The organism is gamma proteobacterium symbiont of Axiagastus rosmarus, assembly GCF_059730925.1.
Genome location: NZ_AP035925.1, coordinates 3,885,297 through 3,900,926, shown reverse-complemented (window position 1 = coordinate 3,900,926; position 15,630 = coordinate 3,885,297). Strand labels below are relative to the sequence as shown.

General features: G+C 58.5%; 13 protein-coding genes. 9 read left to right on the top strand and 4 right to left on the bottom strand.

What is annotated here, in order from left to right; translation table 11 throughout:
• Positions 1-27 precede the first annotated feature (27 nt).
• Positions 28-828: a sugar/pyridoxal phosphate phosphatase YigL gene (gene yigL / locus AC6I8F_RS18390; protein ID WP_058758117.1), complete on the top strand. Its 801-nt coding sequence runs from the start codon at positions 28-30 to the stop codon at positions 826-828.
• Positions 829-862: 34 nt separating this feature from the next.
• Here yigL and glpT read toward each other — a convergent pair whose 3' ends face one another.
• Positions 863-2,203, bottom strand: a complete 1,341-nt coding sequence (gene glpT / locus AC6I8F_RS18385) for a glycerol-3-phosphate transporter (RefSeq protein WP_021506959.1) — start codon at positions 2,201-2,203, stop codon at positions 863-865.
• 405 nt (positions 2,204-2,608) lie between these two features.
• Here glpT and AC6I8F_RS18380 point away from each other — a divergent pair, with 405 nt between their 5' ends.
• Entirely contained in the window at positions 2,609-3,487 is an 879-nt protein-coding gene (locus AC6I8F_RS18380) for a carboxylate/amino acid/amine transporter (protein ID WP_260641720.1), read from the top strand.
• Here the strand turns inward: AC6I8F_RS18380 and AC6I8F_RS18375 are convergent.
• The gene (locus tag AC6I8F_RS18375; RefSeq protein ID WP_021506956.1) at positions 3,484-3,966 is read right to left on the bottom strand and encodes a YehS family protein; all 483 of its coding nucleotides are present in this window, start codon (positions 3,964-3,966) and stop codon (positions 3,484-3,486) included. The genes AC6I8F_RS18380 and AC6I8F_RS18375 overlap by 4 nt on opposite strands.
• Positions 3,967-4,056: 90 nt before the next feature.
• The gene (gene metR / locus AC6I8F_RS18370; RefSeq protein WP_498028330.1) at positions 4,057-4,989 is read right to left on the bottom strand and encodes an HTH-type transcriptional regulator MetR; all 933 of its coding nucleotides are present in this window, start codon (positions 4,987-4,989) and stop codon (positions 4,057-4,059) included.
• Between the two features lie 226 nt (positions 4,990-5,215).
• Between metR and metE the strand changes: the two genes are divergently transcribed.
• Positions 5,216-7,486 carry a 5-methyltetrahydropteroyltriglutamate--homocysteine S-methyltransferase gene (gene metE, locus AC6I8F_RS18365; RefSeq protein ID WP_278428347.1) on the top strand — a complete coding sequence of 757 codons (2,271 nt, stop codon included), beginning with the start codon at positions 5,216-5,218 and terminating at the stop codon, positions 7,484-7,486.
• A gap of 52 nt (positions 7,487-7,538) precedes the next feature.
• Here metE and AC6I8F_RS18360 read toward each other — a convergent pair whose 3' ends face one another.
• Positions 7,539-8,378: a dienelactone hydrolase family protein gene (locus AC6I8F_RS18360; protein ID WP_021506953.1), complete on the bottom strand. Its 840-nt coding sequence runs from the start codon at positions 8,376-8,378 to the stop codon at positions 7,539-7,541.
• 301 nt (positions 8,379-8,679) lie between these two features.
• On the opposite strand from AC6I8F_RS18360, the gene udp reads away from it, so the two are divergent.
• From udp to ubiB, 6 genes are all read left to right on the top strand, one after another.
• A complete protein-coding gene (gene udp, locus AC6I8F_RS18355) occupies positions 8,680-9,441 on the top strand; it encodes a uridine phosphorylase (protein WP_021506952.1) in 762 nt (253 codons plus the stop codon).
• Positions 9,442-9,541: 100 nt separating this feature from the next.
• Entirely contained in the window at positions 9,542-10,813 is a 1,272-nt protein-coding gene (locus tag AC6I8F_RS18350; protein ID WP_498028329.1) for a tetratricopeptide repeat protein, read from the top strand.
• 117 nt (positions 10,814-10,930) lie between these two features.
• Positions 10,931-12,442 (top strand): DNA recombination protein RmuC, encoded by a 1,512-nt coding sequence (gene rmuC / locus AC6I8F_RS18345; RefSeq protein WP_021506950.1) that lies wholly within the window; start codon positions 10,931-10,933, stop codon positions 12,440-12,442.
• A gap of 75 nt (positions 12,443-12,517) precedes the next feature.
• On the top strand, positions 12,518-13,276 hold the full coding sequence (gene ubiE, locus AC6I8F_RS18340) for a bifunctional demethylmenaquinone methyltransferase/2-methoxy-6-polyprenyl-1,4-benzoquinol methylase UbiE (protein WP_021506949.1): 759 nt from the start codon (positions 12,518-12,520) through the stop codon (positions 13,274-13,276).
• A gap of 6 nt (positions 13,277-13,282) precedes the next feature.
• Complete coding sequence (gene ubiJ, locus AC6I8F_RS18335; protein ID WP_058758122.1) at positions 13,283-13,888, top strand: ubiquinone biosynthesis protein UbiJ; 606 nt, start codon at positions 13,283-13,285, stop codon at positions 13,886-13,888.
• Positions 13,885-15,522: a ubiquinone biosynthesis regulatory protein kinase UbiB gene (gene ubiB / locus AC6I8F_RS18330; RefSeq protein ID WP_021506947.1), complete on the top strand. Its 1,638-nt coding sequence runs from the start codon at positions 13,885-13,887 to the stop codon at positions 15,520-15,522. The genes ubiJ and ubiB overlap by 4 nt, the downstream gene beginning before the upstream one ends.
• Positions 15,523-15,630 lie beyond the last annotated feature (108 nt).

Below are 15,630 nucleotides of genomic sequence, written 5' to 3'. Positions count from 1 at the left end.
TCTTAGACATCAATACCAGAGGCCTACATGTACCACATCGTTGCATCCGACCTGGATGGCACGCTGCTTTCTCCGCAACATCGTCTGACGCCGTTTGCCCGCACCACGCTGCAGGAACTGGTGGCGCGCGATGTGCATTTTATCTTTGCCACCGGACGCCACTACATCGACGTCGGTCAGATGCGCGATAAGCTCGGCATTCCGGCGTATATGATCACCTCAAACGGCGCGCGCGTGCATAACGCCGATGGCGAACTGGTGTTCAGCCACAATCTGGACAGCGATATCGCCAGCGAGCTGTATGGCCTGAAGTATCACGATGAGAAAATCCTGACGCACGTTTACCGCGACGATGAGTGGCACATCAGCCGCCATAATCCGCAGGAAGCGGAGTTTTTCCAGGAATCGGTGTTCACCTATCAGGTGTATCAGCCAGGCATGCTGGCCACCGACGGCATCAGCAAAGTGTTCTTCACCTGCGACGATCCGGAGCATCTGGTTCCGCTGGAACAGGCGATTGAAGCGCGCTGGGGTGACCGGGTTAACGTCAGTTTCTCGCTGCCCACCTGTCTGGAAGTGATGGCTGGCGGCGTCTCGAAAGGGCACGCGCTGGAAGCGGTGGCGAAACAGCTGGGCTATTCGCTGAAAGAGTGCATCGCGTTTGGCGACGGCATGAATGATGTCGAGATGCTGAGTATGGCGGGCAAAGGCTGCATCATGCGTAACGCCCATCAGCGCCTGAAAGATACCCTGCCGACGCTGGAAGTGATTGGCAGCAACGCCGATGACGCGGTGCCGCAGACGCTGCGCAAATTGTTCCTCGCCTGAATAAAACGGGCCGGTATTCACCGGCCCGCTCAGATTATGCCTGCTGCTGCTTGTGGCGATGCTCGCTGACCATGGTCAGCAGCAGTAACACCACCGCCAGCACCGATCCGACAATCATCACTAAGAAACCGCCGTCCCAGCCGAAGAAATCCACGGTGTAACCGACAATCGCACTGGCCGCCACCGATCCGCCGAGATAGCCGAACAGACCGGTAAAGCCTGCCGCAGTGCCGGCCGCTTTTTTCGGTGCCAGCTCCAGCGCGTGCAGACCAATCAGCATCACCGGACCGTAGATCAGGAAGCCAATGACGATCATGCAGATCATATCTATGCCCGGATTGCCCGGCGGGTTCAGCCAGTAAATGATGGTGGCGATGGTCACCAGCGTCATGAAAAACACCCCGGTGGCGCCGCGATTGCCGCGGAATACCTTGTCCGACATCCAGCCGCACAGCAGCGTGCCCGGAATCCCGGCGTATTCGTACAGGAAATAGGCCCACGAGGATTTATCCAGCGTGAAGTGCTTCACCTCTTTCAGATAGGTCGGTGACCAGTCGAGGATGCCGTATCGCAGCAGATAAACGAATACGTTGGCCAGCGCGATGTACCACAGCAGCTTATTCGGCAGCACGTACTGCATGAAAATCTGCTTCGCCGTCAGCTCCTGTTCGTGGTTCTCGCTATAATCCGGCGGATAGTCATTCTTCCATGCCTCAATCGGCGGCAGACCGCACGACTGCGGCGTATCGCGCATCAGCGCAAAAGCGATGATGGCGACGAGGATGGCACCAAACGCCGGCATATAGAGCGCGGCTTTCCAGTCGTTAAACCACGCCATGCCGAGCAGGAACAGCAGCGGAGGAATGCCGCCACCCACGTTGTGCGCGCAGTTCCATACCGACACAATGCCGCCGCGCTCTTTCTGCGACCACCAGTGCACCATGGTGCGTCCGCACGGTGGCCAGCCCATGCCCTGGAACCAGCCACACAGAAACAGCAGCACGAACATCACCATGATGCTCGAGGTTGCCCACGGCACGAAGCCCATCACCAGCATCACGGCGGCGGCGAGAATCAGGCCGGCGGGCAAAAATACCCGCGGGTTGGAGCGATCTGAGACCGATCCCATGATGAATTTGGAAAAACCGTAGGCGATGGAGATGCCGGAGAGGGCAAAGCCAAGGTCGCCGCGGGAAAAGCCCTGTTCGACCAGGTAAGGCATCGCCAGCGCAAAGTTTTTGCGCACCAGATAATAGGCGGCGTAGCCAAAGAAAATGCCGAAGAAGATCTGCCAGCGCAGACGACGATAGAGCGGATCGACGCGATCGTCCGCCACCTGGGGCTGGTGTGGTGCAGGTTTAAAAATACTCAACATCAGAATGGCCCTCCAGGGCGCAATATAGTTATCGATTCCCAGCAGGTTGGGGCAAAAACAAAGTACGACAGCGAACAGAAAGCAACCTTTCCATTTCGCGCACAGAATAGTGATGGTTACGCGCAGTTACTGTGACGTGTGACACATATGTTACAGTTTTATGACAATAAAGAGCGATATAAACCAGTAAATGTTGGATTTCGCGCATTTGTGCCAGAGAAAACGGCGCGCCGCCTCATAAAAATCGCCGCCCGCCGGTTAACCCGCCATGCGGACGCGTGCCTGCTGACCGGGCAGCGAAGATGCGATCGTGTTTAATTTCATCACATGTCAACCAGATTATCCCGCCAGCGCGCTGTAGTTTGTTTACACTAGCGCCAGTGTTGAACTTTAGGATGCATAACCGTGCTGTTGCTGATCGTTACCACCATTCTGTGGGCTTTTTCTTTTAGTTTAATCGGGGAGTATCTGGCGGGGCAGGTGGATACCTGGTTCTCGGTGCTGATACGTTTAGGCCTGGCGGCGCTGGTCTTTCTGCCGTTTCTGCGCTGGCGCGGTTACCGCGCTTCAACGTTGCTGCTCTATATGCTGGTGGGCATGCTGCAATTAGGCATCATGTATCTGATCAGCTTCGAGGCTTATCTCTATCTCAGCGTGCCGGAATTCCTGCTGTTTACGGTGATGACGCCGCTGTATGTCACACTGATTTATGACCTGCTCAGCAAGCGCCCGCTGCGCATTGGCTATGCCTTTAGCGCGCTGCTGGCGGTGCTCGGTGCGGCCATTATCCGCTACGACAAAGTCAGCGATGATTTCTGGTTCGGACTGCTGCTGGTGCAGGCGGCTAACATTTGCTTTGCGATTGGCATGGTGGGCTATAAGCGCCTGCAGGAAGTCCGTCCGATGCCGCAGCACACCGCGTTCTCGTGGTTCTATCTCGGCGCAGTGCTGATCGCGGTGATCGCCTGGTGCATCTGGGGCAATCCGCACAAGCTGCCGACCACTACGTTGCAGTGGGGCGTGCTGGTGTGGCTGGGCGTGGTCGCGTCCGGGCTGGGTTACTTCATGTGGAACTACGGCGCGACTCAGGTCGATGCCGGGACGCTGGGCATTATGAACAACATGCACGTGCCGGCAGGATTACTGGTGAATTTGGCGATCTGGCAGGAGAAGCCGCACTGGCCGAGCTTTATCGCCGGGGCGATAGTGATTTTTGCGTCCCTGTACGTGCATAAACGCTGGGTACTGGGACACACGGCCAAAAGCAGCAGTTCAGGCGCTTAGCTTTTTTTCGCGGGTGTCGATGGCCGCTGAATCAGCGTTAAGCCTTTCAGGAAGTTACGCAGAATCTGGTCACCGCACTCGCGATAATTTTTATGATCCGGGTTGCGGAAAATCGCGCCGATTTCAGCCTGTGACACCTTGAAGTTAGCCTTCAGTAAGATATCCGGGATATCGGTGGTTTTCAGCGCGAAGGCGATGCGTAACTTCTTGAGAAAGATATTATTGTTCATGCGGCGCTCAACCGACGGGGCCGGCGCGTCTTCGCTTTTGCCGCGACGGTAGAAAATCAGACCGTTGAGGAAGTAGCCCATCAGCACATCCGGCAGTTTACGAAACGCTTCATCGTCATCTTTCTTCAGCCACGCCTGCACATCTTCACGCGGTACTTCACTGCCCGCCAGCGCAAAAATCTCCACCACTTTGCTGTCGCTCAAATCCAGCATATAGCGCACGCTGCGCAGCACATCGTTATTGGTCATGGTGAAACTCTCCGGTAGCGGTTAAGGCGGCGCATTATAGAGCAGGCAGGGCGGGGATAACAGCACGGGCGACATTGGCCGCCCGCGGCATCAGGACGAGACCGGCTGCAGGGAGCCGGGGCGCGAGGCATCGCGCACGTAAGGCAGGTGCTCGCAGGCGTGCTGACGGGCAAAGCGCACAAAGGCCTCCAGCACCGGCTGCCGCTGCTCGCCGTCGCGCATCGCCGCGTATAAACGGCTCCACAATCCGTCGCCCAGCGTGCGCGTCACCACCAGCCCCTGGTGCTCAAAGCTCTCTACCACCCAGTGCGGCAGCGCGGCAATGCCCATGCCGGCCGACACCATCTGGATCAGCAGCAGCGTATTATCCACGCTCTTCAGCGCCGGGCTGACGCCGGCTGGCTGTAAGAAGTTACGCCACACGTCCAGCCGCTGACGCTGTACCGGATAGATCATCAGCACCTCATCGACCAAATCTTCCGGCGTGATGTGGGCCAGCTGCGCCAGACGGTGATCCGGCGCCAGCACCAGCCGCACCTCAAAATCAAACATCGGCGCATAGAACAAACCGCTGCGCGGCAGAATATCGGACGTCAGCACCACGTCCAGTTCGCCCTGCTGCAGCGCCGGCTGCGGATCAAAGGTCACGCCGGATTTGAAGTCCATCACTACCTGCGGCCAGCTCTGACGGAAATTGTTCAGGGCCGGCGTCAGCCACTGGATGCAGCTGTGGCATTCGATAGCGATGCGCAACGTGGTCTGATGCGGCTCATGACAGGCCTGCAGCGCCTGCTGGATCTGCGGCAGAATCTGCTCCGCCAGCTGCAACAGAATCTCTCCCTGCGGCGTAAAACGGATCGGCTGGCTCTTACGCACGAACAGCCGAAAGCCCAGCCGCTGTTCCAGGTCGCTGAACTGGTGAGACAACGCCGATTGCGTCTGATGAAGCTGGGCGGCGGCGGCAGCCAGCGAGCCGGTGTGCCGTAACGCCTGCAGCGTCCGCAGGTGTTTGAGTTCGATCATGAGAGTCCTTCACATCGAGATTGAACAAATTGCGCTTGAGACACATACAGTACCCGCAGATTATAGCGGTGTAAACATCTGGACGGCTAAACATCTCAGTCAGACGCGACGGCCACTTTACCTTTGTCCAGCTAACACGCTCAGCGCACGGCAGGATTGCCCGCTGGATGAATGTAAATCGGTTGCTGCGACTGTCGCACAGCGAATAATTTCTGGAGAATCTCACATGACCATTCTGAACCATACTCTCGGTTTCCCTCGCGTCGGACTGCGCCGCGAACTGAAAAAAGCGCAGGAAAGCTACTGGGCCGGGAACAGCTCACAGGACGAACTGCTGGCGGTGGGTCGTGAACTGCGCGCCCGTCACTGGCAGCAGCAGAAAGACGCCGGTGTTGATCTGCTGCCGGTCGGCGATTTTGCCTGGTACGATCACGTACTGACCACCAGCCTGCTGCTCGGTAACGTACCGGCACGGCACCAGAATAAAGACGGCTCGATTGACCTCGACACCCTGTTCCGCATCGGCCGCGGTCGTGCGCCCAGCGGTGAGCCTGCGGCGGCGGCAGAGATGACCAAATGGTTTAACACCAACTATCACTATATCGTGCCGGAATTTACCCAGGGTCAGCAGTTCCGTCTCAGCTGGACGCAACTGCTGGACGAGGTGGATGAAGCGCTGGCACTCGGCCACACCATCAAACCGGTGCTGCTGGGGCCGGTGACCTATTTGTGGCTGGGTAAGGTGAAAGGTGACGCCTTTGACCGCCTGTCGCTGCTGCAGGCCATTCTGCCGGTGTACCGTCAGGTGCTGGCTGAACTGCGTCAGCGCGGCATCGAATGGGTGCAGATTGATGAGCCGGCGCTGGCGCTGGAACTGCCGCAGGCGTGGCGCGAGGCGTTTAAACCGGCGTACGACGCGCTACAGGGCGAAGTGAAACTGCTGCTGACCACCTACTTTGACAGCATTGGTCAGAATCTTGATGTCATCAAAACGCTGCCGGTGCAGGGCCTGCACGTGGACCTGGTGCACGGCAAAGACGACCTTGAGCAGCTCAACCAGCAGATCCCGGCGGACTGGCTGCTGTCGCTGGGGGTGATCAATGGCCGAAATGTCTGGCGCGCCGATCTCACCCGCTGGTTTGAGCGCCTGCAGCCGTTGATCGGCCAGCGTCAGCAACTGTGGATTGGATCTTCCTGTTCGCTGCTGCACAGCCCCATTGACCTGAGCGTGGAAACCCGCCTCGACGACGAGGTCAAAAGCTGGTTCGCCTTTGCGTTACAGAAGTGCACGGAGCTGTCGCTGCTGAGTCAGGCGCTGAACCAGCACGATGCCGCTGCGCTGCACGCCTGGAGCGCGCCGATTCGCGCCCGGGCAAACTCTGCTCGCGTGCACAACCCCGCCGTGGCGCAGCGTCTGGCGCAAATCCAGGCCAGAGACACTGAGCGCAACAGCAGCTACACCGTGCGTGCTCAGGCGCAGCGTCAGCGCTTTAACCTGCCAGCGTGGCCCACCACCACCATCGGTTCTTTCCCGCAGACCACCGAGATTCGCGGCCTGCGCCTCGACTTCAAAAAAGGCAACATTGACGGCGGCCACTACCGCACCGGTATCGCGGAACACATCCGGCAGGCGATTGCGGAGCAGGAGCGTCTGGGGCTCGACGTGCTGGTGCATGGCGAAGCCGAGCGTAACGACATGGTGGAGTACTTCGGCGAAAACCTCGACGGCTTTGTTTTCACGCAGAACGGCTGGGTACAGAGCTACGGCTCGCGCTGTGTTAAGCCGCCGGTGATCATCGGGGACGTCAGCCGCCCGCAGCCGATCACCGTCGAGTGGGCAAAGTATGCGCAGTCGCTGACCGACAAACCGGTGAAGGGCATGCTGACCGGACCGGTCACCATCCTGTGCTGGTCGTTCCCGCGGGAAGACGTGACGCGCGAAACCATCGCAAAACAGATTGCGCTGGCGCTGCGCGACGAAGTGCAGGACCTGGAAAAAGCCGGTATCGGCATCATTCAGATTGACGAACCGGCGCTGCGTGAAGGCTTGCCGCTGCATCAGTCTGACTGGGCAGCCTACCTGCGCTGGGCGGTGGACGCGTTCCGCCTCAACGCCGCGGTGGCGCAGGACGAGACGCAGATTCACACCCACATGTGTTATTGCGAGTTCAACGACATCATGGATTCGATCGCCGCGCTGGACGCCGACGTGATCACTATCGAAACCTCACGTTCTGATATGGATCTGCTGGATGCGTTTAAAGCGTTCGAATATCCCAACGAAATCGGGCCGGGCGTATATGACATCCACTCACCCAACGTACCGAGCGTGGAGTGGATGGAAGATCTGCTGCGCAAAGCGGCGCAGAGTATTCCGCAGCAGCGCCTGTGGGTGAATCCGGACTGTGGCCTGAAAACGCGCGGCTGGAGTGAAACGCGTCAGGCGCTGGCCAACATGGTAAAAGCGGCGCAGAAGCTGCGCGCCGAAACCGTTTAATAGCAGGGTAATACGTTGTGTGGTTGAGTTGGGGCGCGCTGGCGCCCCTTTTTTATTCCGCGTTTGGCGCGACGCCATACTGCTTAAACCACGCCAGCATGCGCTGCCAGCCATCCTGTGCGGAATCGGCGTGGTAGCTCGGACGATAGTCGGCGTTAAAGGCGTGGCCAGCTTCCGGATACACCACAATCTCGGCTTTGGCATTGGCCGCGTGCAGGGCCTGGCGCATCTTATCGATACTTTCCAGTGGAATGCTTTCATCCTGGCCGCCATACAGACCCAGCACCGGTGCATTCAAATCCACTGCAATATCAATAGGATGTTTCTGCTGCTTCAGCGTTTTCTCGCCCTCCAGGCGACCGTACCAGGCGGCGGCGGCGCGCACCTGCGGATTATGGGCGGCAAACAGCCAGCTGATGCGACCGCCCCAGCAGAAACCGGTGATCGCCAGACGACGGATATCGCCGCCGTGGCGCGCCGCCCAGTTGGCCACGTGGTCGAGATCAGACAGTACCTGCGAATCCGGCACTTTGCTCACCAGCTCTTTGAACAGGGTGGGGATATCGTTGTAATCGTTGGGATCGCCTTCGCGGAAATAGAGCTCCGGCGCCACGGCGAGATAGCCTTCCAGTGCCAGACGGCGGCACAGATCGCGGATGTGCTCGTGCACGCCGAAAATTTCCTGCACCACCAGCACGACCGGCAGCGTGCCGCTAAACTGTTGCGGACGAGCATAATAAGCCGGCAGGTTCTCACCCTGGCTCGGCACGGACGTCTCGCCCGCGTGAATGGCATCGCTGGCGGTAATGATGGTGCTGGCTGCGGTGGGCTGCACCGCTGGCGCAAAGCCGTCGGTGGCGGATTTTTGTGCCATATTGTCTTCGGTTTTCATGGTTCTCTCCGTGCTAGCAAGTGCGCAATCACGTAACTATAGCCTGGCCTTACGGCAAGGCTGGCGTAGGGTACGGGGGATGGTTAACCTGATCTGCTTCTCTATTAACACTGCCTTTTACGGTTACACAGCACCGCTTGTAGCAATTCAGCGCAGCAGACCGCTAATATGTGATTAGAGTCACACAATATTTTTAGTTCAATGTAACTTTCATTATTGATAGTGAATTCAGTCACATATTTATCCGGGCCGCTGACGTAAAGTGGCGCGCTTATTCCCCCTTATCTTCCAGGAGTCTGATATGGCCCAGTCTGACGTTTTCCACCTTGGCATCACCAAAGCCGATTTGAAAGGAGCCACGCTGGCGATTGTTCCTGGCGATCCGGAGCGCGTGAAGAAAATCGCAGCGCTGATGGAGAATCCACAGCACCTCGCGTCGCACCGTGAATTCACCACCTGGCTGGCGGAGATCGACGGCAAACCGGTGGTTGTCTGTTCCACCGGTATTGGCGGTCCGTCCACCTCTATCGCCGTTGAAGAGCTGGCGCAGCTGGGCGTGCGTACCTTCCTGCGTGTGGGTACCACCGGCGCGATTCAGCCACACATCAACGTGGGTGATGTGCTGGTGACCACCGCCTCGGTCCGTCTGGACGGTGCCAGCCTGCACTTTGCGCCGATGGAATTCCCGGCGGTGGCTGATTTCGCCTGCACCACCGCGCTGGTGGCCGCGGCAGAAGCCTGCGGCGCGACCACGCATATTGGTGTCACTGCCTCGTCAGACACCTTCTATCCTGGCCAGGAGCGCTACGACACCTTCTCCGGACGCGTAGTGAGCCGCTTCCAGGGCTCGATGAAAGAGTGGCAGCAAATGGGCGTACTTAACTATGAAATGGAATCCGCTACACTGTTAACCATGTGCGCCAGTCAGGGACTGCGTGCCGGCATGGTGGCTGGCGTCATCGTGAATCGCACGCAAAAAGAGATCCCGGATGCGGCCACCATGAAGCAGACAGAAAGCGATGCGGTGAAAATTGTGGTGGATGCCGCGCGTCGTTTACTTTAGCGCGCCAGTCAGGGAATGATTTCGAGACCAGGCTTATAGGGAGCTCAGCAATTGCCTGATTAGAATGCGCGCAATTTCAGCCGATTCTGAGAAATTTCCTATGCGCAAAACGATCTCTATCCCACGTCCGGGTTTTACCAGCCGCCCTGCTGCAATGCAGGCCCGCGTTGAGAGTGCCGCCGCGCGCTTTCGTCAGGCAATGGCCGCGTCAGATTATCCTCTGGCGCGCCAGTGCTGCGAAGAAGTGCTGCGCGTCATGCCTAACCAGATGCAGGTGCTCAGCGACTACGCGCTGACGCTGATGCGCGTCGGCGAACATAAAAAATCCTACAAGATTTACCAGAAAATCTATCAGGCACCGGCGGCGCAGCGCGCGCAGGCGTCGGAAACCTGGCTGGATGGCCTGACGGAAGTGTGTGGCTGGCTGGATAAGACAGATGAAGTGGCGCGTTATGGACTGGAATCGCTCACCCAATCCGACATGCGTTTCAGTCAGGGCGCGAAAGCGACTTTTCCCGCACCGGCGCCTGCGCCGATTAACCGCAGCAATCCGGCAGAAAATATCATCTCCTTCAGCCTGTACGGCGGTCAGCCGCGCTACTGCGAAACCCTGATTAAAAACGTTGAGGTGGCGCGCGAGCTCTATCCGGACTGGATGTGCCGCATCTATCTCGACGATAGTGTGCCGCAGCACGTGTGGCAGCGCCTGACCCAGCCAAACACCCAGCTGGTGGATATGTCGCAGGAGAAAACCATTTTCCCTACGCTGTGGCGCTTTCTGGTGATGGACGATGCCAGCGTAAAACGCTACATCTTGCGGGATGCGGATTCGCTGCTGTCAGAGCGCGAAGTGGCGGCCGTCGACGCCTGGCTGGCTTCGCCATTCTGGTTCCACCACATGCGCGATTATTACTCGCACACCGAGCTGTTACTGGCCGGCATGTGGGGCGGCTGTCACGGCGTGTTTCACAACGTGGAACAGCAGATGCGCGACTTTATCGCGCAGTATGACGGCAGCGAGCGCTTTACCGACCAGTACTTCCTCAAGGTAGCGCTGTGGCCCACGGTACGCGACAGCATCCTCAATCACGACGATATCTTTCACTTCCACCACGCGCAGCCGTGGCCGGCGCATGCGCCGATTCGCTGGCAGACCGACAGCTTCCACGTCGGCAGCAACGCCGGTTTCGCCAGCATGGCCGGCAAAGTGGCCAACGCCGAAAATGGCCAGCAGCAGGTGGAGCTGACCTACGGCGGCAACAGCTGGTGCTATCCGGCGAAGGTGAAAAGCGACAGCGAATGGGTGCTGCCGATGCCGTTTTTCCTGATTGACGCCTGGAAAGCCGGCGACCTGACCGTACGCGCCCTGTAGTTGCCCGGACGGTGCCCATCGCGCCCGCGATAAAATCCGCGGGTTGCCATGAATGTTCTGGACATTCATACAGTGGCGCTCTACCTTCTCCTCAGCGAGACGATCCGCGGGGGGATTATGGATCAGCAACTTATCATCAGCGGCGCGCTGGCGCTGGCCGGTTTGGGCATTGGCTGGATTATTGCCCAGCTGCGCGCCGGCCATCAGCACGCCAGCTTCACCACCGAACGCCGCCTGCTGGAACAGGCGCAGCAGCGTCAGCAGCAGCAGCTGGAACAGCTGCAACAGCAACTGCAGCAGCGCGAACAGGAGCTGCGCCAGCTTCACGGCACGCTAAGCGGCGCGCAGGAGCGCCTGCAGCAGCTGGATTACTGGCGGGCCGAGAGTGAACAGCTCAGCCGCGAGCTGCGCAATCAGCTGGAAGTTAACAGCGCGCAGGAAGCCGAACTGCGGGAAGTCACCATTCGATTAGAAGAGACGCGTTTCGCCGCTGAGGAGAAGCAGCGTCTGCTGACCAACAGCGAACAGCGCCTGAGTGCGCAGTTTGAAAATCTCGCCAACCGAATCTTCGAAAACAGCGGAAAACGCGTCGACGAGCAGAACCGGCAGAGCCTCAACAGCCTGATCGGCCCGTTGCGCGAACAGCTGGACGGCTTCCGCCGCCAGGTCAACGACAGCTTCGGCCAGGAAGCGCGTGAACGCCACACGCTGGCGCACGAAATTCGCCAGTTGCAGCAGCTCAACGCGCAGATGGCGCAGGAAGCGATCAACCTCACCAAAGCGCTGAAGGGCGACAATAAAATTCAGGGCAACTGGGGCGAAGTGGTGCTCAGCCGGGTGCTGGAGGCCTCAGGCCTGCGCGAAGGCTACGAGTATCAGACTCAGGTCAGCGTGCAGCTGGAGCAGCAGGGCCGTATGCAACCGGATGTGATTGTGCGTCTGCCGCAGGGTAAAGATGTGGTGATTGACGCCAAAATGACGCTGATTGCCTACGAGCGCTACTTCAACGCCGACGATGAGCTGACGCGCGAACAGGCGATTCAGGAGCACATCAACGCGGTGCGTGGCCATATCCGGCTGCTGGGGCGTAAAGATTATCAACAATTGCCCGGTTTACGCTCGCTGGATTATGTGCTGATGTTTATTCCGGTCGAACCGGCGTTTCTGCTGGCGATCGACCGCCAGCCGGAGCTGATCAGCGAAGCGCTGCAGCAAAACATTATGCTGGTCAGCCCGACCACGCTGCTGGTGGCGCTGCGCACCATTAATAATCTGTGGCGCTATGAGCATCAGAGCCGTAATGCCCAGCGCATCGCCGACCGCGCTGCGCGCTTGTACGACAAGATGCGGCTGTTTGTCGATGACATGAGCGGCATCGGACATAGCCTCGACAAAGCGCAGCAGAGTTATCAGCTGGCGATGAAAAAGCTGGCGCAGGGGCGCGGCAATCTGATCGCCCAGAGTGAGTCGTTTCGTGCGCTTGGCGTGGAGATCAAACGGCCCATCAACCCGCAACTGGCAGAGCAGGCGCAGCCCGACGCGGCGGATGATACATGGGCCGATGACAGCGAGCCCGCTGAAAATGCGGCAGATTCTTCCGCCGCTTCCCTGCGCCGCATCAACGAATAACACGCCGGTGGCGTGCTCGGATCGCCCGACTCTGATACACTTCGGGAAGTATTGTTTGTGGAACAGGTAAAACCGATGGCAGATGAATCACAGCAGGAAACTACCCATTTTGGCTTTCAGACCGTCGCCAAAAGTGAAAAGGCCGATAAAGTCGCGGACGTGTTTCACTCCGTCGCGGCGAAATATGACCTGATGAACGATCTGATGTCGTTCGGCATCCATCGCGTCTGGAAGCGTTTTACCATCGACAGCAGCGGCGTGCGCCGCGGTCAGCGCGTCCTGGATCTGGCCGGCGGTACCGGCGATCTGACGGCAAAATTCTCGCGCCTGGTCGGTGAAACCGGTCAGGTGGTGCTGGCGGACATCAACAGCTCAATGCTGAAGATGGGACGCGAAAAGCTGCGCAATCTCGGCGTAACCGGCAACGTCAGCTACGTGCAGGCTAACGCAGAAGCGCTGCCGTTCCCGGATAACTATTTCGACTGCATCACCATCTCCTTCGGCCTGCGTAACGTGACCGAAAAAGAGAAGGCGCTGGCGTCGATGTTCCGCGTGCTCAAGCCAGGCGGTCGTCTGCTGGTGCTGGAGTTCTCTAAACCGGTTTTCGATCCGCTGAGCAAAGCCTACGACACTTACTCTTTCCACATTCTGCCGCGCATCGGCCAACTGGTGGCAAAAGACGCGGAGAGTTATCGCTACCTGGCGGAGTCGATTCGTATGCATCCGGATCAGGAAACCCTGAAGGCGATGATGAACGACGCTGGCTTTGAAAATACCAGCTACTACAACATGACCGGCGGCATTGTGGCGCTGCATCGTGGCTTTAAGTTCTGATTAATCATGACTTTTACCCCTCTCATCACCGGCGGTCTTGAGACCGCCCTGAACCGTGTGTTGTACCGCGATCGCAGCCTGAAAACCGCACGCCAGCGTCTGGCCGGCAAAGTCCTGCTGCTGCGCCTGCAGGAGCTGGATTTTCCGCTGGTGCTGGTGTTCAGTGAAAACCAGCTGGATGTGCTGAGTGACTGGCAGGACCGCAGCGACTGCAGCGTCAGCCTGCGTTTCAGCACGCTGCCTAAGCTGCGCGATCGTCAGCAGCTGACCAGCCTGATTCGCAGCGGTGAGCTGGACGTGGAAGGCGATCTGCAGGTGGTACAGCAATTCTCCGCGCTGATGGATCTGGCTGAACTCGACCCGGCCGAATATCTCGCGCCGTGGGTGGGCGACATCGCGGCACAGGGCATCAGCCAGGCCGCTCAGCGTGCGCTGGCCCAGCTCAGACAGCAGGTCACCCGCCGTCAGGATTATCTGGGGCAGGTGCTGACCGAAGAGTGGCGCGTGGCACCGGGGGCGCTGGAGCAGGCGTGGTTTTGTGAGGAGGTAGAAGCGATGGAACGTGCGCTTAATGCGTTTGAGGCGCGTTTGGCACAGCTGGAGGCGAAATGACGCTGGGAGAAATTCGGCGCTTATACTTCATTATCAAAGTTTTTCTGACCTACGGGCTGGATGAACTGATTCCGCATATGCGCATTACGCTGCCGCTGCGGCTGTGGCGACGCTGTGTTTTCTGGATCCCCAACCGGCACAAAGAAGCTGAGATGGGCATCCGTCTGCGTCTGGCCATGGAGCAGCTCGGTCCGGTTTGGATCAAGTTCGGTCAGATGCTCTCGACGCGCCGCGACCTGTTCCCGCCGAAAATTGCCGATGAGCTGGCGATTCTGCAGGACCGCGTGGCACCGTTCGACGGCGTGAAAGCCAAAGCGCAGATTGAGCGTTCGATTGGCGGCCCGGTGGAAACCTGGTTCGACGACTTCGATATCAAACCGCTGGCATCGGCTTCGATCGCCCAGGTGCATACCGCGACGCTGAAATCCAACGGCCGCGAAGTGGTGATCAAAGTGATTCGCCCGGATATCCTGCCGGTGATCAAAGCTGACATGAAGCTGATTTACCGCCTGGCGCGCTGGGTGCCACGTCTGCTGCCGGACGGTCGCCGTCTGCGTCCGATGGAAGTGGTGCGCGACTACGAAAAAACGCTGATTGATGAACTCAATCTGCTGCGTGAAGCCGCCAATGCGATTCAGCTGCGTCGCAATTTTGACCAGAGCCGCATGCTGTACGTGCCGGAAGTGTTTTCCGACTACTGCAGCGAAACCATGCTGGTGATGGAGCGCATTTACGGCATTCCTATCTCCGACGTTGCCACGCTGGAGCAGCACGGCGTCAACATGAAGCTGCTGGCCGAACGCGGCGTGCAGGTGTTCTTCACCCAGGTGTTCCGCGACAGCTTCTTCCATGCCGATATGCATCCCGGCAACATCTTCGTCAGCTACGAGCATCCGGAAGACCCGCAGTATATCGGCATCGACTGCGGCATCGTTGGCTCGCTGAACAAAGAAGATAAGCGCTACCTGGCGGAAAACTTCATCGCCTTCTTCAACCGCGACTACCGCAAAGTGGCCGAGCTGCACGTCGACTCGGGCTGGGTACCGCCGGATACCAACGTGGAAGATTTTGAGTTCGCGATTCGCACCGTGTGCGAGCCGATTTTCGAAAAGCCGCTGGCGGAAATCTCCTTTGGTCACGTGCTGCTCAATCTGTTCAACACCGCGCGCCGTTTCAATATGGAAGTGCAGCCGCAGCTGGTGCTGCTGCAGAAAACCCTGCTGTACATCGAGGGCATTGGTCGTCAGCTCTATCCGCAGCTCGATCTGTGGAAAACCGCCAAGCCGTTCCTGGAGGACTGGATTAAGGATCAGATTGGCATTCCGGCCATCCTGCGGGCGGTGAAAGAGAAGGCGCCGTTCTGGGCGGAGAAACTGCCGGAGCTGCCGGAGCTTTTTTACGACAGTATGCGCCAGCACAAGTTATTGCAGCACAGTGTCGATAAACTCGTCACCGATTTGAACGCGCAGCGCACTCGTCATCATCAGGCACGTTATCTGTTTGGCGTCGGGGCTACACTGTTATTAAGTGGCACCGCCGTGCTGTTGAGCCGGCCTGACTGGGACTTCTTCCCGGCGCTGTTAATGGCCGCCGGCATCGTCACCTGGCTCATCGGCTGGCGCAAGACAAACTGATTGTCTGCCTGGTGCAAATCGCGTAATGTCGCAGGCTTAAGTCCGGGTAAAAACGGACTTTCTGTGCGTTACAGTTAACCGTTTTTCACAGAATATTAGAGGCATATC

Excerpts from the sequence above, each read along its gene's own strand:
- yigL (WP_058758117.1), top strand. The coding sequence starts at position 28 with ATGTACCACATCGTTGCATCCGACCTGGATGGCACGCTGCTTTCTCCG.
- rmuC (WP_021506950.1), top strand. The coding sequence starts at position 10,931 with ATGGATCAGCAACTTATCATCAGCGGCGCGCTGGCGCTGGCCGGTTTG.
- AC6I8F_RS18350 (WP_498028329.1), top strand. The coding sequence starts at position 9,542 with ATGCGCAAAACGATCTCTATCCCACGTCCGGGTTTTACCAGCCGCCCT.
- ubiJ (WP_058758122.1), top strand. The coding sequence starts at position 13,283 with ATGACTTTTACCCCTCTCATCACCGGCGGTCTTGAGACCGCCCTGAAC.
- glpT (WP_021506959.1), bottom strand. The coding sequence starts at position 2,203 with ATGTTGAGTATTTTTAAACCTGCACCACACCAGCCCCAGGTGGCGGAC.
- AC6I8F_RS18360 (WP_021506953.1), bottom strand. The coding sequence starts at position 8,378 with ATGAAAACCGAAGACAATATGGCACAAAAATCCGCCACCGACGGCTTT.
- udp (WP_021506952.1), top strand. The coding sequence starts at position 8,680 with ATGGCCCAGTCTGACGTTTTCCACCTTGGCATCACCAAAGCCGATTTG.
- ubiB (WP_021506947.1), top strand. The coding sequence starts at position 13,885 with ATGACGCTGGGAGAAATTCGGCGCTTATACTTCATTATCAAAGTTTTT.
- AC6I8F_RS18375 (WP_021506956.1), bottom strand. The coding sequence starts at position 3,966 with ATGACCAATAACGATGTGCTGCGCAGCGTGCGCTATATGCTGGATTTG.
- metE (WP_278428347.1), top strand. The coding sequence starts at position 5,216 with ATGACCATTCTGAACCATACTCTCGGTTTCCCTCGCGTCGGACTGCGC.
- metR (WP_498028330.1), bottom strand. The coding sequence starts at position 4,989 with ATGATCGAACTCAAACACCTGCGGACGCTGCAGGCGTTACGGCACACC.
- ubiE (WP_021506949.1), top strand. The coding sequence starts at position 12,518 with ATGGCAGATGAATCACAGCAGGAAACTACCCATTTTGGCTTTCAGACC.